Origin of the sequence: Rhizobium rhizogenes NBRC 13257, assembly GCF_000696095.1 — a bacterium.
GTDB lineage: Bacteria > Pseudomonadota > Alphaproteobacteria > Rhizobiales > Rhizobiaceae > Rhizobium > Rhizobium rhizogenes.
In genome coordinates, this window is sequence record NZ_BAYX01000001.1 from 551812 (window position 1) to 569133 (window position 17322).

Annotated in this window: 19 protein-coding genes; 8 read left to right on the top strand and 11 right to left on the bottom strand. The window is 60.8% G+C overall.

The window, feature by feature from the left end; genetic code table 11:
- Nucleotides 1-9: 9 nt before the first annotated feature.
- The 6 genes from RRH01S_RS02675 to RRH01S_RS02700 all read right to left on the bottom strand — a co-directional run bounded on the left by RRH01S_RS02675 (nucleotide 10) and on the right by RRH01S_RS02700 (nucleotide 5279).
- Nucleotides 10-522 (bottom strand): hypothetical protein, encoded by a 513-nt coding sequence (locus RRH01S_RS02675; protein ID WP_234711635.1) that lies wholly within the window; start codon nucleotides 520-522, stop codon nucleotides 10-12.
- A 272-nt stretch (nucleotides 523-794) separates the two neighbouring features.
- Nucleotides 795-1193: a tetratricopeptide repeat protein gene (locus tag RRH01S_RS02680; RefSeq protein WP_012651674.1), complete on the bottom strand. Its 399-nt coding sequence runs from the start codon at nucleotides 1191-1193 to the stop codon at nucleotides 795-797.
- Between the two features lie 99 nt (nucleotides 1194-1292).
- Entirely contained in the window at nucleotides 1293-2474 is a 1182-nt protein-coding gene (locus RRH01S_RS02685) for an SEL1-like repeat protein (RefSeq protein WP_012651673.1), read from the bottom strand.
- Nucleotides 2475-2568: 94 nt separating this feature from the next.
- Nucleotides 2569-4161, bottom strand: coding sequence for an SEL1-like repeat protein (locus tag RRH01S_RS02690; RefSeq protein WP_012651672.1), 1593 nt, complete (start codon nucleotides 4159-4161; stop codon nucleotides 2569-2571).
- A gap of 130 nt (nucleotides 4162-4291) precedes the next feature.
- Nucleotides 4292-4882 carry a hypothetical protein gene (locus RRH01S_RS02695; RefSeq protein WP_012651671.1) on the bottom strand — a complete coding sequence of 197 codons (591 nt, stop codon included), beginning with the start codon at nucleotides 4880-4882 and terminating at the stop codon, nucleotides 4292-4294.
- Between the two features lie 7 nt (nucleotides 4883-4889).
- On the bottom strand, nucleotides 4890-5279 hold the full coding sequence (locus RRH01S_RS02700) for an acyl-CoA thioesterase (protein WP_007696590.1): 390 nt from the start codon (nucleotides 5277-5279) through the stop codon (nucleotides 4890-4892).
- Between the two features lie 252 nt (nucleotides 5280-5531).
- On the opposite strand from RRH01S_RS02700, the gene RRH01S_RS02705 reads away from it, so the two are divergent.
- The 6 genes from RRH01S_RS02705 to RRH01S_RS02730 all read left to right on the top strand — a co-directional run bounded on the left by RRH01S_RS02705 (nucleotide 5532) and on the right by RRH01S_RS02730 (nucleotide 11216).
- On the top strand, nucleotides 5532-6761 hold the full coding sequence (locus tag RRH01S_RS02705; protein WP_012651670.1) for an extensin-like domain-containing protein: 1230 nt from the start codon (nucleotides 5532-5534) through the stop codon (nucleotides 6759-6761).
- 84 nt (nucleotides 6762-6845) lie between these two features.
- Complete coding sequence (locus tag RRH01S_RS02710; RefSeq protein WP_007696584.1) at nucleotides 6846-7100, top strand: hypothetical protein; 255 nt, start codon at nucleotides 6846-6848, stop codon at nucleotides 7098-7100.
- A gap of 397 nt (nucleotides 7101-7497) precedes the next feature.
- Nucleotides 7498-8424, top strand: a complete 927-nt coding sequence (locus RRH01S_RS02715) for an ABC transporter ATP-binding protein (RefSeq protein ID WP_007696580.1) — start codon at nucleotides 7498-7500, stop codon at nucleotides 8422-8424.
- Complete coding sequence (locus RRH01S_RS02720) at nucleotides 8421-9182, top strand: ABC transporter permease (RefSeq protein WP_012651669.1); 762 nt, start codon at nucleotides 8421-8423, stop codon at nucleotides 9180-9182. The genes RRH01S_RS02715 and RRH01S_RS02720 overlap by 4 nt, the downstream gene beginning before the upstream one ends.
- A gap of 175 nt (nucleotides 9183-9357) precedes the next feature.
- A complete protein-coding gene (locus RRH01S_RS02725) occupies nucleotides 9358-10689 on the top strand; it encodes a bifunctional folylpolyglutamate synthase/dihydrofolate synthase (protein ID WP_042469893.1) in 1332 nt (443 codons plus the stop codon).
- Nucleotides 10690-10691: 2 nt separating this feature from the next.
- Complete coding sequence (locus tag RRH01S_RS02730; RefSeq protein WP_012651667.1) at nucleotides 10692-11216, top strand: GNAT family N-acetyltransferase; 525 nt, start codon at nucleotides 10692-10694, stop codon at nucleotides 11214-11216.
- Between the two features lie 14 nt (nucleotides 11217-11230).
- Here RRH01S_RS02730 and RRH01S_RS02735 read toward each other — a convergent pair whose 3' ends face one another.
- The 4 genes from RRH01S_RS02735 to RRH01S_RS02750 form a co-directional block, all read right to left on the bottom strand.
- Nucleotides 11231-12136, bottom strand: coding sequence for a DMT family transporter (locus RRH01S_RS02735; protein WP_042469894.1), 906 nt, complete (start codon nucleotides 12134-12136; stop codon nucleotides 11231-11233).
- Nucleotides 12137-12232: 96 nt separating this feature from the next.
- Nucleotides 12233-12934 carry a TIGR02281 family clan AA aspartic protease gene (locus RRH01S_RS02740; RefSeq protein WP_007696566.1) on the bottom strand — a complete coding sequence of 234 codons (702 nt, stop codon included), beginning with the start codon at nucleotides 12932-12934 and terminating at the stop codon, nucleotides 12233-12235.
- Nucleotides 12931-13152: a DUF1289 domain-containing protein gene (locus RRH01S_RS02745; protein ID WP_007696559.1), complete on the bottom strand. Its 222-nt coding sequence runs from the start codon at nucleotides 13150-13152 to the stop codon at nucleotides 12931-12933. Before RRH01S_RS02745 ends, RRH01S_RS02740 begins: the two co-directional genes overlap by 4 nt.
- Before the next feature lie 19 nt (nucleotides 13153-13171).
- On the bottom strand, nucleotides 13172-13954 hold the full coding sequence (locus tag RRH01S_RS02750; RefSeq protein ID WP_012651666.1) for an adenosylcobinamide-GDP ribazoletransferase: 783 nt from the start codon (nucleotides 13952-13954) through the stop codon (nucleotides 13172-13174).
- A 124-nt stretch (nucleotides 13955-14078) separates the two neighbouring features.
- Between RRH01S_RS02750 and cobT the strand changes: the two genes are divergently transcribed.
- Together cobT and RRH01S_RS02760 are read left to right on the top strand one after the other, a co-directional pair.
- A complete protein-coding gene (gene cobT, locus RRH01S_RS02755; RefSeq protein ID WP_012651665.1) occupies nucleotides 14079-15095 on the top strand; it encodes a nicotinate-nucleotide--dimethylbenzimidazole phosphoribosyltransferase in 1017 nt (338 codons plus the stop codon).
- 185 nt (nucleotides 15096-15280) lie between these two features.
- The gene (locus RRH01S_RS02760) at nucleotides 15281-15673 is read left to right on the top strand and encodes a diacylglycerol kinase (RefSeq protein WP_007696551.1); all 393 of its coding nucleotides are present in this window, start codon (nucleotides 15281-15283) and stop codon (nucleotides 15671-15673) included.
- Nucleotides 15674-15691: 18 nt separating this feature from the next.
- Here RRH01S_RS02760 and RRH01S_RS02765 read toward each other — a convergent pair whose 3' ends face one another.
- On the bottom strand, nucleotides 15692-17221 hold the full coding sequence (locus tag RRH01S_RS02765; protein WP_007696548.1) for a sensor histidine kinase: 1530 nt from the start codon (nucleotides 17219-17221) through the stop codon (nucleotides 15692-15694).
- Nucleotides 17222-17322: the final 101 nt, after the last annotated feature.

A 17322-nucleotide genomic window follows, 5' to 3' on the forward strand; every position in this document is an offset into this window, starting at 1 on the left:
GCCGCCATCTTATTTGCCGCAAATCTCGGAGATTTTCGCCTGCGCGAAACCGCGGGCAAGCTCCTGCATGCCACCGACGGAGGATATCAGATCGCCGATCGGGCCGCTGATGCCGACATGCGAATCGGTGATGCGGCAGGCGCCGACATCGACGGTCACCGAGGCTTCTAGCTGTCCTTTCACCGTTGCCTGCAACACGCCATGCGATTTGCAGGCGAGGTCGGCGCGGGCGTTGATCTGTACGCCGCCGGGGGCGCTGCACACATCCAGCGATTTGACCTCGAATTTCTCCTTGCGATCGAGCCCAGGCAGCTTCTTGCAGGGGTCCGCTTCGTTTACCGATTTCTCGATCTGCGGGCCGAATTTGCTCTGCAGCAGCGACCAGCAGGAACCGGGCGCTGCCTGCGCCGGCGTGGCTGCCATGGGCAAGGGCGACAGCGGCAGGATGATTGCGGCGGCCAATAATCTCATGCGGAGTGGCGGCAGAAGCGAGGAGGGCAATGCGGCGGATATCTTGATCACTGCGGTCAATCCCTTGGTGGCTGAATCGGGAAGATGTTTGCGATATTCTTCACGCATCGAGCCCAGCTAGCAATGCCGTATCTGCGGTAAAGATGAGGCGCGGCGGCTCAGCCCCTCATCATTTTGCAGCTGGTGAAGTGATCATAAAGGGTTTGACCGCGCCAGACGATCAGGGGATTACTGGCTTGCCGTCGATTATGAGGCTGCGATATCATGCGATGGAGCAACCATTGGAGCTTCGGGGGATATGCTCTGAGCGGGAACCGTCGAACTCAGTTCATCTGGTCGAGAATGCTCTGTGCCGGCGCATATCCTTGAGCGGCGGCTTTGCGGAACCAGGCGATCGCCATGTTACGGTCCCTCGTGACGCCGTCGCCGCGAAGATAGGCGTAGCCGAGATGGAATTGCGCTTTGGGCAGGCCTTGATCGGCGGCCTTGGCAAACCAGCCGATAGCTTGGGCATAATCCTGCGGAACGCCTTTGCCGAGGGCATAGAGGCTGCCGATATTGTCCTGCGAGGCCGCGTCTCCCTTGTCCGCCAAAGGCTGCCAGGAGGCGAGGGCGCTGCCGTAGTCGCCCTTGTCGTAGGCCACTTGCCCATCCTCGGCTTGGGCATGGAAGGTGATCGAGAGTGCCAGCGCCAGTCCGAGGCCTATCTGTTTGAGCCGCATCCGGAGATATCTCCCATCCGTGATTTCAGTTCATGCAAGAGCTAGGCCTATCCCCGGTGCCCGGGCAAGGTTGGAGATGGCCTTGTTTGTCCGTTCGCCTCAGATCGGAATGCTTTTCCGCTGCAGCGGCATGTCCTCATTGCCGTCAGGTTCACTATCGTCGCCGCTCATGGCTTTGGCGCGGCTGAACCATTCTAGGGACTTCGCCCGATCCGCGGGTACGCCGTCGCCATCGCGATACATGACGCCGAGATTGAGAGCCGCATCGGCGTAGTTCTCGGCAGCTGCCTTTTCGAACCAGCCGACCGCTTCGGGACCGTTCTTCGCAACACCTTCGCCGTCGCGATACATCACGCCGAGGTTATATTCAGCCTCGACGTCTCCCTGATCCGCTGCCTTGCGAAACCAGGCGATCGCTTCGACGTCGTCTTCAGCGATCCCATCGCCATCGGCATACATGGTGCCAAGGTTATATTGCGCGTCGGCGTCGCCCTGGTCGGCGGCCTTGCGGAACCAGGTGACGGCCCGAGCGCCGTCCTTGGGCACGCCGGCGCCGTCGCGGTACATGACCGCGAGGTTGTATTGCGCCTCGATCTTGCCCTGATCGGCCGCTTTGCGATACCAGGAGAGAGCCTGACCGCTGTCCTTGGTTATGCCTTCGCCGCTGTCATACATGATGGCAAGATTATACTGCGCATCGACATTGCCCTGGTCGGCGGCCTTCCGATACCAGGCGATGGCCTGGCTCTTGTCCTGATCGACGCCATCACCGTTGTCGTACATCACCCCGACATTGAACTGCGCGGCGGCATTTCCCTGTTCGGCCGCCTTGCTGTACCAGACGAAAGCCAGGGTCCTGTCCTTGGGCACGCCTTCGCCCTCGTCATATATGACGCCGAGATTGTATTGCGCGTCGGCATAGCCTTGATCTGCCGCCTTGCGATACCAGAGGATGGCCTGTGCATGGTCCTTGGCGATGCCTTCGCCCTTATCGTACATGGCGCCGAGATCGAATTCGGCCTTTGCGTTGCCCTGTTCGGCTGCTTTGCGATACCACTTGAGAGCCTGCTTGAGATCTTTCTCGATGCCATCGCCCAGCTTGTACATTTCGCCGAGCTTCAGTTGTGCCGCCGCGTCGCCCTTGTTTGCGAGCGGGCGCCAATAATCGAGCGCCGCCTTGTGGTCGCCCCGGTCATAGGCATTTTGTCCGGTGTCGGCATGGGCAAGGCCGCTTGATGCCAGCGCGAAGAACAGTGCGATGGCTGCTCGCTTAAAATGCACAATCTACCCCTCAATCAGTCGTCTTTTGTGTGTGAATACTAAATGATGTGACAGGCGAGGGCGCAAGGCGCCTCCGCACACATACATGATCGGCTTATGGCAACAGCGTCGCCAGTATCTGGAGAATGACCCAGCCCGGTGTTTCGCTTTGGCTGGTCGTCGTGGTCGGTTTATTGCCTTCTGGGCTGGCGCTTTTGAGCGGGTTTTCGCCATTTGCTGCCATGTAGCTCAAGCTATGTTGCGCTTCCGGCAGCCCCTGGCCCGCTGCCTTGCGGAACCATTTGGTGGCCTGGCCGATATCCTTCGGCACGCCGTCGCCACTATAATACATGGAGCCGAGGCCGTACTGGGCGCGGGCGTTGCCTTGCTCTGCGGCTTTGCGGAAGAAATCAGCCGCCTGCCCATAGTCCTTGGGAACGCCGCTGCCGTTGTAATAGAGATAGCCGAGGGCATATTGACCTCCCGCGCTGCCCTGGTCGGCCGCCTTGCGATACCAGGCTGCCGCCTGACCTTTGTCCGGCGCCGTGCCTTGACCCTTGTCATAGATATAGCCGAGCGCATATTGCGCGTCCGGATGGCCTTGTTCGGCCGATTTGCGATACCATTCCAGCGCCTTGCCGTCATTCTTGGAAAGGCCGCGGCCGTCGGTATACATGGTGGCAAGGGCGTATTCGCCCTCCGCGTCGCCTTGAGCAGCGGCCTTGCGGTACCATTCGACAGCGACGTTGTCGTTAACCGGCACACCCTTGCCGTTGGCATAGAGGTAGCCGACGGCATATTGCGCATCGGCGCGGCCCTGATCGGCCGCCTTGCGATACCATTGCAGCGCCAGCTTGTAATCCCGGGGAACGCCGAGGCCGTTGGCGAAGCTGTAGCCAAGCCCGTATTGCGCATCGGCACGGCCCTGCTCGGCGGATTTCTTGTACCAGGAATAGGCCTGACCATCGTCCTGATCGACACCCCGGCCATTGGTGTAGGCATAGCCGAGGGCGTATTCACCCTGGGGGTCGCCCTGATCCGCTGATTTTTGATACCAGTCGATCGCCAGGCTTTGGTCCGCAGCCGTGCCGAGACCTTTGTCGTACATGTAGCCAAGCGCATATTGCGCATCGGCGCGACCCTGATCGGCCGCCTTGCGATACCAGCCGAGCGCGATCGCATCGTCCTCGCGCACACCGAGGCCGTGCCCATACATGTAGCCGAGCGCATATTGCGCCTGTGCCTGGCCCTGGGCGGCGGATTTCTGATACCAGCCGACTGCCTGCTCGTTATCGACATCCGTGCCGCGGCCGTTGGCATAGGAATAGCCGATGGCATACTGCGCGTCGGCATAGCCCTGTTCGGCGGCCTTGCGATACCAGGCATTTGCCTGTTTCAGGTCCTTATCGACGCCGAGGCCGTTGGAATACATGTAGGCGAGGGCGTATTCGGCCTGCACGTTTCCCTGCGCGGCGGCCTTTCGATACCATTGCACCGCCTGCGCGTCGTCATGCTCCACGCCCTGGCCCTTGGCGTAACGATAGCCGAGGCCGTATTGGGCGGCGGCATTGCCGTCCTTTGCGAATTGCACCCAATATTTCAGCGAGATCGAGGTGTCGCCAGGCGCCGGCGCGGGATCTTCGGCATGGGCAAGTGGCGCGAGCGAAAGGGCTACCGCCAGTCCAAATGCCAATCTTCCGATTTTCAAAACTTATTCTCCCCGCCTGCGCGCTGAAGCGCAATCGATCTGAACAATATGGCGATGTCTTGGCCGCTGGCTGCAACGCCTGGGGACGATGGTTGTTTTCTCGCTGCCGATCAGATGCTGATCGCTGCCTTTATCCCGGCAGGACATCGTAGAGCCGGAAGATCCAGGTGATCTGATAGATCAAGCCGATCGTCACGAAGGCGGCCTGGAAGCGCCTGTTGGCGGTGATGGCGGCGATAATGCAGAGGACGATGTAGACGACGTTGCGGGTCGGGTATTCCCAGCCAAGCGATCGGAAATAGGTCTCCCCCTTGAGCAGCGTGTCGATGAGATCGACGGCATAGGTGACGGCGAGCAGGCCGAAGAACCAGCGGCGGCGGGAGATGAAATATTCCTCGAAGCCGCCATAGTCCTCGACCGAGGGCGGGTTCAGCAGCACGCAGAGGAAATAGAACAGGCAGCAGAAGCAGATGAGGAAGAGGTAGACGCCGAAACTGATCTCGGCCACGGATTGCAGCCGATATTCCCACCACCAGAAATGGATGATGAACAGGAACATCGACAAGACCCAGCCGAGATGAACGAAATAGACGCGGTGCTTGCCCGGTGCCTGCACGAAGCCGGCAAGCCGCGTCAGGAGCTGGGCGAGCGAAAGGCCGATGACCATGCTCATGACCGTCCTGATGTAGACGTAAACCTCGGGCGTCCGTGCGGCTTCCATCATCCTGTCAGCTCTCCGCGGGAACCGGTTTCGGCGCGCCGTTCTCGTCGAGCGCGACCATGATGAATGTCCCGGCGATGACCTTTTCCATCTGGTTATAGCGTGAACGGTGCGCCCAGGCTTCGACGACGAGCGTGATCGAGGTACGGCCGACGCGTTCAATCTCGGTGTAGACGCTCAGCGTATCGCCGATCTTTACCGGCAGCTCGAACGCCATCTCCTTGACGGCGGCGGTGACGACGCGGCCGCGCGCGCGCTCGGCGGCGCGAATACCGCTTGCCAAGTCCATCTGCGCCATGACCCAGCCGCCGAAGATATCGCCGGCGGGATTGGCATCGGCGGGCATGGCCAGCGTGCGCAGGGTCAATTCGCCTCTCGGCTTGGGGCTGTCGTTCATTCACTCGCTCCTATCGATCAAGGCTTGATTCCGGCGAGTAGCCTACGCAATCGGACCGGGATGGGAAAGCTGCCTCAACATGTCGTCACCAGGCAATCGTGCCCGAGGGTGACCTTTTCCAGCACGCCTCCCGCAATTCGCGGCCACCCCACCGGATGTCCCTCATGGGCGGTAAGTATTCATTCACCGTTTTTATTTAATCTTCGTAAGTGTTGTCGACCGTGGCTGGGGCAGCGAGAGCGGATCCGAAGTATGGCGTATTTATCCTTTCTGCGGCGCGCGGCGCTGCCTTTGCTGTTGTCGTCGGCACTGGTCGCCTGCACGGCCGACAGCCTGGTGCCGCCGTCCGGCATCGACAGCAGCCGCGTAAGCTCGATCAAGCCGCATCGCGGCGTGCAGTCGCGGCAGTTCACCTATCAGGGTGGCCAGGCGCCCGTGAACTCAGCGTCCGCCAACTATGCCAACACCTACGATTCCTCCGGCAACCCGCAAGCTGTGGCCAGGCAGGGCCGCCTGCCGACGAACGGCAGTGATGAGGCCGTGACCACCACGGATGTCGAGCAGGGTCTTGCGCAACAATCGAATGCGCAGTCCCAGGGCGTCAACATGGATGCCGAACTCGGCGTCGATCCGAGCGAGGAGGCGCAGTCCGGATCGGTCGTTGGGCTGGCGCAGGAAGAAGAGCAGAACATAGCCGAAGGGCAGACCGATCAGCCTGTTGTCGACGGCATCGGTTCCGACGCGCCGGTACAGACCAACCGCTCCATCATTCAGCGTCCATCCGCGCAGGCCGAACTCAACCAGTCGCCGATCCGCCGGCAGCAGCCGGATACGCAGGTGGCAATGTTGCCTCGCGTCGACAATCCGATGCCGCGCATCGACCGGCAGATGGAGGCGCCGCAGTCATCGCCGGGCGCCATGCCGGCCTCGGAAATCGCCTGCCGGCAGGAGTTGCAGCGCATGGGGGTCGTTTATACCGACAAGCCGTCGATCTCGAACGGCCCGGCCTGCCAGGTTCCTTACCCGGTTTCGCTGAGCGGCCTCTCGGGCAATATCGCCGTCAGGCCGGCGGTGACCCTGAATTGCCAGGTGACGCTTGCCTTCGCGAAATGGGTCAAGAACGAATTGGCACCGGCGGCGCGCACGCGCTACTGGTCAGGCATCGGCACGATCGTTCCCTTGGGGGGCTATTCCTGCCGGCGAATGAACAATAGCCGGCAACGCTACAACCCAATGTCGGAACATGCCCATGGCAACGCCATAGATGTCGGCACCTTCGTCCTGAAAAACGGCCATGTGATCGATGTGCGCAAGAAGGGGCTGTTCTCCTTCCGCGAAGGGCGGCTGCTGAAGGCGGTGCGGAGCGACAGCTGCCGCTATTTCGACACCGTGCTCGGCCCCGGCAGCAATCCCGAACACTGGAACCATTTCCACTTCGATCTCAGGGATCGCAAGGGCGGGCGACGTTATTGCAGCATGTAATGGCCGGTTTGCTGGGATAAACGCGGTTTACCTATGAAGGGAATCGCAGTTAACTGCGGCTCGCTAAATTAGGAGACCCATCCGATGGAAGACGTTCCGAGAAGGAAGAGTAGCTTTGGAAGGGCGCTGGTCGCTGCCCTTGTTGCGATTGTTCTCGTGATCGGCGGCCGCTGGTATGCCTATGTCGCCTATGCGGATGATCCGTTCGATGAAGTCGGCATTGGTCTCAACACGATGATGCCAGGTCCGATCCGCGAGAAGGGCTGTGCGATGCTAAAGGCACGTTTTGAAAACAAGACGTTGCCGCCGGCCGGTTGCGGCGTGAACGGCAGCTGGTGATCCGCGGGCCTTTCGATGCTTGATCGGTACTTAGCCGGCAAAAAAGAAAAAAGCCGGCACGAAGGCCGGCTATAGTGGCGCTCAGCAACGACAGGGGATCTTTGCTGGCTCCGGAAAAAAACTATATCGCGCAATGACGCATGAAATATGGATACGAGGGCAATCAGTCTTCAAGTATCATCGGCGCTGACGCTGTCACCAAGAGGCGTTGGGCGGGGTTGCGACAACCGTTGCTCACCTAAGCAAACATATGCCCGACGAAAGTCACGGTTTGATGACAACTTATTCGTTTAGGCGAACGCACTGTTCCGTCATGCGGGATGGTAAAAGCCTGTTCCCGGCTATATAGCGGGCAAACGCCGCGAAAATAATCACAAAGCCGGACTTTGCCTGCATCATGGCCCCGATCATTTCCATCCGTAGTCTCACCAAGACTTATTCCAACGGGTTTCAGGCGCTGAAGGGTATCGACCTCGATATAGAACGGGGTGAAATCCTGGCGCTGCTTGGACCAAATGGCGCCGGCAAGACGACAATGATTTCCATCGTCTGCGGCATCGCCAATCCGAGTGGCGGCACTGTGATCGTTGGCGGTCATGACGTGGTGACGGCGTTTCGTGCCACGCGCGCAATGATCGGGCTGGTTCCGCAGGAGCTGACCACCGACCTGTTCGAGACGGTATGGAACACGGTGAGCTTTTCACGCGGTCTGCACGGCAAGAAGCCGAATCCGGCTCACATCGAGCGGGTTCTGCGCGACCTGTCGCTATGGGACAAGAAGGACAACATGCTGCGCCAGCTCTCCGGCGGCATGAAGCGACGTGTACTGATCGCCAAGGCGCTTTCGCATGAGCCCGAGATCCTCTTCCTCGACGAGCCGACGGCGGGTGTCGACGTGACGCTGCGCAAGGATATGTGGCACGTCGTCGAGCGGCTGCGTGCCAATGGCGTCACCATCATCCTGACGACGCATTACATTGAAGAAGCCGAGGAGATCGCCGACCGTGTCGGCGTTATCAATGGCGGTAAGCTGCTGCTGGTGGAGGACAAGAAGTCGCTGATGGCCAAGCTTGGCCGCAAGCAGCTTATCCTAGATCTGGCGGAGCCGCTGGAATCTGTTCCGACCTGTCTCGATGGCAACGGCCTGTCGCTGGGGCCGAACGGCATGACGTTGATCTACGATTTCGATGCGGAGCACGAGCAATCCAGCATCGCGGTGCTGCTGTCGCGCCTGGCGGCCGAGGGTATTCATTTCAAGGACCTGTCGACGCGGCAGAGCTCGCTCGAGGACATCTTCGTATCGCTGGTAGGAGAGAGCAAATGAACTTCGAGGCGATCAAGGCTATCTATGGTTTCGAGATGGCGCGCACGCGCCGCACGCTGTTGCAGAGCGTCGTCTCGCCGGTCATTTCAACGTCGCTCTATTTCATCGTCTTCGGTGCCGCGATCGGTTCGCGCATCCAGCAGGTTGAGGGCGTCTCCTACGGCGCTTTCATCACGCCGGGGCTGATCATGCTGACGCTGCTCGGCCAGTGCATCAGCAACGGCTCCTTCGGTATCTACTTCCCGAAATTTTCCGGCACGATCTACGAGATTCTGTCCGCGCCCGTCGCCATGACGGAGATCGTGCTCGGTTATGTCGGCGCGGCCGCGACCAAGGGCATGCTGATCGGGCTGATCATCCTGCTGACGGCTAATTTCTTCGTCGATATCACCATCGAACATCCGTTCATGATGATCCTGTTCTTCGTGCTGACGGCGGTGACCTTCAGCCTGTTCGGCTTCATGATCGGCATCTGGGCTGGGAATTTCGAGCAGCTCAACCTCATTCCCATGCTGGTCGTACCGCCGCTGACCTTCCTCGGCGGCAGCTTCTATTCGATCAACATGCTGCCGCCCTTCTGGCAGGCGGTCAGTCACCTTAATCCGGTACTCTATCTCGTCAGCGGCTTCCGCTGGAGCTTCTATGGCATTGCCGACGTCAACCCGGTGTTGAGCCTTGCCATGATCACGTTTTTCCTCGTCATCTGCCTTGCGACCCTTTGGTGGATATTCAAGACGGGATATCGGTTGCGGAACTGATTGGCGGAACATTTTTCCCGCAAACATGAGTGTTGCAATCGCTGTTCTCGCGGCTCATAAACTCGGCGCCGATACAGCAGGCGGAGCAGGATGGTAGGTCATCGGGAAGCGGGGGCGAGATGACGGCCATGCAGCATGCCTGGGCATCCAAGTCGATCCTTTCTGCAGGTGTTCCATGCCCACAATCCCCCAGCGCCGTTCACTGCCAGACGTTCTCTCGCGCCTCGATCGGCTGACCAATTGGGAGCGCAAACCGCGCGGGGAAATGCGTGTCGGGCTGGAGCCCATGCTCGATCTCATGCAGCGCCTGGGCAATCCCCACCAGAGTTTCCGTGCCATCCATGTCGCCGGCACCAAGGGCAAGGGGTCCGTCTGCGCGCTTGCCGCCGCCGCCTTGCTGCGGGCGGGATGGCGGGTTGGCCGCTATGCCTCGCCACATGTCGATCGTGTGAACGAGCGTATCAGTGTGATGGGTCAGGAGGTCGAGGACGACCGCTTGGCGGAAGCGCTGGAGAAGGTGCTGGACAGCTACGAAGCCGCAAAGCGCGAGGCAACGCCGGGCGAGGACGCCACCTGGTTCGATGTGATAACGGCCGCCGCTTTTGTCGTGTTCAAAGATGCGGGTCTGGATTGGGCCGTTGTCGAGGTCGGGCTCGGCGGGCGACTGGACTCCAGCAATGTGGTCTTCGGCGAAGTTGCCATTGTCACCAATATCGAGCTTGAGCATACGGAAATTCTTGGGAGTACGCGCGAGGCGATCGCCGGCGAAAAGGTCGGCATATTGAAGCCTGGCGCGACGCTTGCCACTACGCTCCTTGCCACCGACGCCGCCGGTCGTGTCTTGCAACAGCGTGCCGATGAACTCGGTTGTCGCGTGCTGCGCACCGACATCGCCGATGATGCGACGATCGCGGACAAGAATGCTGCGCTGGTCGGCCTGGTTCTCGATCATCTGGGACAGCAGGGCGAATGCGTGCGCGAGGGCACCGAGACCGGCGCGCCAATCGGCGCGCGGCTGCTCGATCAGTCGGTCAGGGACAATGCGCGTCTGCCGGGGCGAATGGAGCGGTTTGCCTTCACACTTCCCTCCGTGTCGAATACCGCGCGGCGCGTGGTGCCGATGGTGATGGACGGCGCGCATGTTCCGTTCAATATCGAGGCTGTCCTGCGCGATATTGCCCGCTCTTCCGATTTCAGCGGCCAATGCGTCGCCATCGTCGCGCTGGCGTCCGACAAGGATGCTGAGGGCTTCCTCACGGTCCTGTCCCGATCCGTCGCCTATGTCGTCTTTACGGAAGCGTCCGGGTCCGGTCGCTCTCACCCCGCCGATGAATTGGCAACACTGGCAACGTCCATGGGGATAGCCTGCGAAGCCGAGCCTGATCCGCGCAAGGCGCTGGACCGGGCTGCGATGAAGATATCGGAAGATGATGGCTGGATCCTCGTGACCGGGTCGCTCTATCTGGTGGGAGCGCTGCGAGGCGCCGTGCTGGAAGGTGCCGGTTGACGATGGAAATCACTATTCGGCCAGCCGTTCCCGAGGATGCTGCGGCCATAGCCCGCCTGCACCTTGCCGTCTGGCGGGAAACCTATCGGGAGCTGGCCACGCCCGATGCCTTTCGCATCATGGATGAGGCTTTCCGGCGAGCGAGATGGACGGCCACATTGTCCGAACCGGGCCGTGATCAGCTGGTGCTTCTCGCCGAGCAGAACGGGCGTTTGGTTGGCATTGGCGCGGCCGGCGCGCCGTCATTGGTGCTTTTCGAGGGGCGGGGCGAGATACGATCGCTCTACGTCGATCCCGCCATCAAGCGTCAGGGCGTCGGTCGCCGCCTCATGCGCGAACTGGCGCTGCATCTGGCGGCTTTGGACTATCCCGGCGCGGCGCTCGGTGTCGTCGTCGGCAACGATCCGGCAATAGCGTTTTATCAGTTGCTCGGTGGGCGAATGACCGGGCATTACACTGATCCCGGCCCGGTCTGGCGATCCGAAAACATCATCTTCGTATGGGATGACCTGACGTTACTGATGTAGCGTCGCACCAGCTCTTATTCGCTGACGGTCTTTCTCCGCGGCGCCATCGTCATGGCCATTACGCCGATGATGACGCAGACAAGGCCGATGCCAGCCGTCTGGGTCAGAGGCTCCCCAAGAAAGACGACGCCGATGGCCACACCGATCGGGACGCGCAGATAGGCCTGCGCGGTGGTGCCGATCGAGCCGAGGGTTTGGATCAGCCGGAAATAGATCGAAAAGGCAAGCGCAGTCGACAGGATGGCGAGCGCCAGGAGTGCCAGGATCGATGCCGTGGAGGGCGCGAGCGTCCATGGCCGATCCACGACAAGGCCAACCGGGATGAGGATGACGGCGCCGCAGAGTAGGGAACCGACGGCGGGCATCATCGGATCGAGGCCCTTGAAATTGCGGCCGAACAAGGCGGCTCCCGCATAGCAGACCGAAGCGAGCACGACGGCGAGCTGCGCGGGCAATTGCCGACCGAAGCCGTTCAAGGCGTCGAAGCCGACGATGAGGCAGATACCTGCCAATCCCATGGCGATGCCGAACAGCTTGTATGCGGTGACGCGCTCGTTGCGCAGCAGTATGGCAGCAAGCAGGAAGGTGAAGATCGGTGTGGTGGAGTTCAGGATGGTCGCCAGGCCGGCATCAACCGTACGTTCGGCCCAGGCGATCAGCGTGAAGGGAATAACGCTGTTGAGGCAAGCCTGAACGAGGAAGCGACGCCATACCGACGGATCTCTCGGCAGGCTGAGCCCTCGCCAGCGGATAATTGCAAATAGCACGCCACCGGCAATAAGCGTGCGTGCTGCGATAAGGGTGATCGGTGGGATCGTCGCCACACCGATCCGGATGAACGTGTAGGAGGCGCCCCAGAGGGTCGCGAGCATCAAAAGGAGCAGAAGCTCCGTCGTGGCGTTGGTTTTGGTCTGTGGCATGACGACTGAACTTTCGGGACCGATACTGGGATATATGCCGTCATCCCTAGCGTGCATTCGGCCCGCAATGCTTCGGGCCTCATCGAACTATTACCGTCAATCCCGCAGCCGCAATTCGTCAGTCTGCATCTGCATCGATCCCAGTGTCTCAAGGAAGCTCATGCCGAGCAGGCTCTGGTCGAGCTTGCCTTCCTCGGCGACGGTCGCCTTGACATCGCGACGCACGATCGGGCCGATGGCGACAGAGCCGAGTTCGACGGGGGCGGCTCTTGCCCGCCCGTTGGCGGTGATCATGGTCATGGAATAGGTGAGGTTTTCCGGGATGATGCCGACGCGCTCTGCGTCCTCCCGCGACAGCGCGATGGAGCTGGCACCGGTGTCGACGAGCATGTCGATCGGCTGGCCGTTGATCATCACCTGTGCCTGGAAATGACCGTTCGAGAGCTTGTGGAGGATGACCTCCTGACCGCCTTCGCTGGTGGTGACGACGACGGCATGTCCGGGCACCAGGCCGGCGAATAGCCGGCTACCGACTTCCTGGGCGTCGCGCCGGTAAACATAGGCGGTCGCCAGCGCCATGATGATCACAAGCCAGACCAGCAGATTGCGCAGCGACTGGCTAACGGTTTGGCGGCTTGCCCAGATGCCTGCAGCCATCATGAGCGAAAGGGGCAGCAGGTAAACGATGCGGGCAAAATCGTCATTGGGCAGGCCGAAGGTCATGCCGCTATTATTGTTGAAGAGCAGGAGGGCAAGACCGATGCCGATGATGGCGAGGGCGATGTTCAGGCGGTTCATACGGCGCTGCGCTCCCGCGCCAGCCGTTGGCGGCGGGTTTCCCGGCGCGGCCTGCGCTCGACAGTCGCGAGACGGTCCGGCAGGACCTGCATGATATCAAAGCGTTCGGCGTCGCTATAGGTCATCCATCCGCCGATTTCCTCGCGCGTGCGCCCGCAGCCGAAGCAATAGCCGGTGTTTAAATCGATGGAACAGACAAGAATGCAAGGTGTTAGCATAAAATCATATATCGATGCTTCAGACGCACATGGCAAGGGTGCAGAAAGCGGCGATCTCGCAAATCTGCTGCGCAGCGCCAATGGTGTCTCCGGTGTGGCCAGAAAGCCGTTGACGCACGTGGCGGGTGAAGAGAAATGCCGCCACTACTGTAACAAGAAGGCAAAGGACAAAGGCTGGAAGCCTGAGGCTCGGCCAGAGCAGAAAGGCCGAAAGTATCAGCGCGGCGATCAATGCGATTTGCATGGGGCCATAGTCCGGCTTGCCGGCTGACGCAGCAACCCCGTCCGGCTTGGCCGCCGGCAGGGCATACCAGTGCCAGACCATGGCGCCGCGGCTCAAGACGGCAGCGGCCGGAATGGTCAGCGCCGCGTCGAGGGGAGCGAGGCCACGGCCGATAGCGGCAAGGGCGGCAGCGCGCAGTCCGAAGGACAGGATCAGCGCCACCGCGCCATAGGTGCCGATGCGGCTATCCTTCATGATGGCAAGCGCCCGGTCGCGATCCTTGCCACCACCCAGCCCATCGGCGGTATCGCTGAGGCCATCTTCATGCAGTGCGCCCGTCGTTACCGTCTGGATGGCGAGCGCCAGAAGTGCCGCCATCAGCGGATCGGCATCGAAGGCCAGCAGCACGCCGAAGGTGATTGCGGCGGGCAGGGCGATCAGCAGGCCGGCGAGGGGAAAGGCACGCGATACGCGGGCAAGCTTGCCGTCATCGCCCTCGAAGAAGGACGCGGGCACGGGAATGCGGCTCAAGAAAGCCACGGCGCGGGCGACGTCGCTCGTATATTCCCGAATATTCATTCTCGCACCGTTATTCCCGCGACAGCATCGGGCGCTTTTTGCAGTTGTTCGCGCCCGTGCCGAAGACTAATAGAGTCGCACGCAAAAAACCTGATTTGAGACCAAAAGACAAGGAACGGCATTCATGAGCGTTACCGGCCTGCCATTCGACGATTTCCGCACTCTGCTGCGCGACCTCCCAGGCCCGGATCCCCGAGCGCTGGTTGCGGCGCGCGAGCGCGACGCGCAGCTCACCAAGCCGCCGGGTGCGCTCGGCCGCCTTGAGGAGATTGCCTTCTGGCTCGCGGCTTGGACTGGCCGAGCGCCGGCCGTCACCCGCCCGCTCGTCGCGATCTTCGCCGGCAATCACGGCGTCACCAAGCAGGGCATCACGCCGTTTCCGCCGTCGGTGACGCAGCAGATGGTGGAGAATTTCGCCGCAGGCGGTGCCGCGATCAACCAGATCTGTGTCACCTATGATCTCGGCCTGAAGGTGTTCGATCTGGCGCTCGATTATCCGACCGGTGACATTACGGAAGAGCCGGCGCTTTCCGAGCGCGACTGTGCCGCGACCATGGCCTTCGGCATGGAGGCGATCGCCGGCGGCACGGATCTGCTCTGCATCGGTGAAATGGGCATCGGCAACACCACGATCGCAGCCGCCATTCACTACGCGCTCTATGGCGGCACGGCGGCGGAATGGGTCGGCCCCGGAACCGGCTCGGAGGGCGAGATGCTAAAGCGCAAGATCGCCGCCGTTGAAAAGGCCGCAGCGCTGCATCGCGAGCATCTCTCCGATCCGCTGGAAGTGCTCCGTCGCCTCGGCGGCCGCGAGATCGCGGCCATGGCCGGCGCCATTCTCGCTGCCCGCATGGAGCGTATCCCTGTTATCATCGACGGCTACGTGGCAACCGCAGCTGCCTCGATCCTCAAGGCCGCTAATCCGTCCGCTCTCGATCATTGCCTGATCGGCCACGTCTCGGCGGAGCCGGGGCATCTGAAAGCGATCGACAAGCTCGGCAAGACACCGCTCCTGGCGCTTGGTATGCGGCTCGGCGAGGGCACGGGCGCGGCCCTTGCCGCGGGTATCGTCAAGGCCGCTGCCGCCTGCCATTCCGGCATGGCGACCTTTGAGAGCGCTGGCGTTACCAACAAACACTGACGGATAAAATAGCGAGGCGCGACGATTGCGCGCCTCGCCTCCAAAATTCCGTCCGACTTTCGATTTATGTCATAAAGCCGTAACAAATTCTGGGGCCGACTCAGTGGTCGGCTTGCCTTGGCGATGACGAGACTGTATTCGCAAGGCAGCTAAATTGCAGTCAGGACTGCGCGGACAGGGCGAAGATGGCCGAGTTTTCGAAATCAGCGGTAACCAAGGAAACAGGTATCCGACATTTTTTTGCCGCTGCCAGCTATTCTTGGGGTGGCTTTCAGCGCCTGCTGCAGGAATCCGCTTTCCGGCAGGAACTCCTGTTCGCAGGGGTCGCCTTGATCCTGTTGATCGCGGTCGGCGCGACGCTTGGCGAAATCATGATTGCCGTCGTGCTGTTTCTCGGCGTTTTCGCGGTCGAAGCGATGAATACCGCGGTTGAAGAAGTGATCGACCGGATTTCGCCTGAGATTTCCAATGTCGGCAAGCATGCGAAGGATCTGGGATCCTTTGCCGTTTTCTGCATGCTCGTCGCGTCCGGCCTCTATCTGCTGTACACCATCGGCTACCACCTGTTTTTCCGCTAGTCGTCTACGGCTCAAGTGTCAGGCAAAGCTTTTCTTGCGGCGTTCGACCGACGGCGCGTCCTCGACGGCCGGCAGGCTTTGCAGCACGCGCTTGGCTGGCAGGATGGCGATGACCTCGGTGCCTTCGCGCAGCTTGGATTTCAGCATGAACTGACCGTCATGCTTGGCAAGGATCGCCTGCACGATCGGCAGGCCGAGGCCCGTTCCTTGTTCCGCGCTCTTGATGGCGATCGAACCCTGACCGAAAGCGGACAGAACCACCGGTATTTCTTCTTCGGGTATGCCGGGTCCATTGTCCCTGATTGCCACATACTGCCCACCGCCGGAAGTCCAGCCGACCTTGACGGTGATCTCACCGCCCTGGGGCGTGAATTTTACGGCATTGGACAGGAGATTGAGGATTACCTGCCGGATGGATTTCTCATCGGCCCAGACGGAGGGCAGCTGTAGCTCAAACTGTGGCGAGATGGAGATATTCTTGCCGCGAGCGCGCAGCTGCACCATGCCGATGCAATCCTCCGCGACATCCAGCAGCGAGATCGCCTCTTCGTTCAGCTCGTATTTGCCGGCCTCGATGCGCGAAAGATCGAGGATCTCGTTGATGAGATTGAGCAGGTGCTGTCCGGAGCGATGGATATCGGTGGTGTATTCGCGATAGGTGGCGTTGTTGAGCGGCCCCATGACCTCAGCTGACATGACCTCGGAGAAGCCGAGGATAGCGTTCAACGGGGTCCTGAGTTCATGCGACATCGAGGCCAGGAAGCGTGATTTGGCGAGATTGGCCTCTTCGGCGCGGCGGCGGGCCTCATCCGACATCGATTTGGCGACCTCGAGCTCGGCGATCAGGTCATCCTTCTCCGATTGGAAGGAGAGGATCTTCAGGTTGGACTGAAACATCCGGTTGGTGATGAAGGTGAAGAAGATAGCGGCGACGGTGACTGCGGCGGCAAGCGTGATATCGAGAGGGTCACGGGTCAGTGTCGCCTTGACGGCAAGGGCGACGATTGCCGGGGCGAAGGCGAAGGGCACCGCACGCGGCAGCATGAAATTCGCCATGGTGGTAATACAGATCGCCACCAACAGCGCCGCGCCCTTGTAGAGCACGAAGCTGTCGCCACCGCAGGCGGAGCAGTCCTGCATGGCGAAGAACGCCCAGCAAAAGCCGATGAAGAGTTGGCCCAACAGCAGGATCTGGCGCCATTTCCTGGCGCGCCCGACGGTCATCTCGTACTTCTTCGCACGGCGGCCAAGCAGCATGTTGACGGCATGCATCGTCAGGGTCGGAATGGCCCAGATGAAGATTTGCGCGTCGCGGGTAAGGTAGGCGCCGAGGGCCGCGACGATGATGACGAAGATCGGCATGACCGAGGCGCCCTGCAACAGGGTGTCGACATGCATCATCATCAGTTCGCGGTCGAAACTCCGGCTATGGCCGGATTGCAGGCGCTCGCGCGTCTGCCGCACGGCCTTCGACACAGCCCGGTTACGGTGACTGCGCGATCGGTCGACGATGATTTTATCTGTCGATGTGCTGACGCCGGTACTCATGGTTGCGTTGAAACTTGGCTTGCGGAAGGCTACAGACTAGCGGTCAAATCTTAAGAAGATGCTGCCTGAAATGTTTTGTTTGCCATCTTTACCAAGGGTTT

Coding starts and splice junctions, on each gene's coding strand:
- RRH01S_RS02740 (WP_007696566.1), bottom strand. CDS start 12,934: ATGAACCGCCTGAACATCGCCCTCGCCATCATCGGCATCGGTCTTGCC.
- RRH01S_RS02750 (WP_012651666.1), bottom strand. CDS start 13,954: ATGAATATTCGGGAATATACGAGCGACGTCGCCCGCGCCGTGGCTTTC.
- RRH01S_RS02680 (WP_012651674.1), bottom strand. CDS start 1,193: ATGCGGCTCAAACAGATAGGCCTCGGACTGGCGCTGGCACTCTCGATC.
- RRH01S_RS02760 (WP_007696551.1), top strand. CDS start 15,281: ATGGCCGAGTTTTCGAAATCAGCGGTAACCAAGGAAACAGGTATCCGA.
- RRH01S_RS02700 (WP_007696590.1), bottom strand. CDS start 5,279: ATGAACGACAGCCCCAAGCCGAGAGGCGAATTGACCCTGCGCACGCTG.
- RRH01S_RS02725 (WP_042469893.1), top strand. CDS start 9,358: ATGCCCACAATCCCCCAGCGCCGTTCACTGCCAGACGTTCTCTCGCGC.
- RRH01S_RS02715 (WP_007696580.1), top strand. CDS start 7,498: ATGGCCCCGATCATTTCCATCCGTAGTCTCACCAAGACTTATTCCAAC.
- RRH01S_RS02745 (WP_007696559.1), bottom strand. CDS start 13,152: ATGCTAACACCTTGCATTCTTGTCTGTTCCATCGATTTAAACACCGGC.
- cobT (WP_012651665.1), top strand. CDS start 14,079: ATGAGCGTTACCGGCCTGCCATTCGACGATTTCCGCACTCTGCTGCGC.
- RRH01S_RS02695 (WP_012651671.1), bottom strand. CDS start 4,882: ATGGAAGCCGCACGGACGCCCGAGGTTTACGTCTACATCAGGACGGTC.
- RRH01S_RS02765 (WP_007696548.1), bottom strand. CDS start 17,221: ATGAGTACCGGCGTCAGCACATCGACAGATAAAATCATCGTCGACCGA.
- RRH01S_RS02730 (WP_012651667.1), top strand. CDS start 10,692: ATGGAAATCACTATTCGGCCAGCCGTTCCCGAGGATGCTGCGGCCATA.
- RRH01S_RS02710 (WP_007696584.1), top strand. CDS start 6,846: ATGGAAGACGTTCCGAGAAGGAAGAGTAGCTTTGGAAGGGCGCTGGTC.
- RRH01S_RS02705 (WP_012651670.1), top strand. CDS start 5,532: ATGGCGTATTTATCCTTTCTGCGGCGCGCGGCGCTGCCTTTGCTGTTG.
- RRH01S_RS02720 (WP_012651669.1), top strand. CDS start 8,421: ATGAACTTCGAGGCGATCAAGGCTATCTATGGTTTCGAGATGGCGCGC.
- RRH01S_RS02735 (WP_042469894.1), bottom strand. CDS start 12,136: ATGCCACAGACCAAAACCAACGCCACGACGGAGCTTCTGCTCCTTTTG.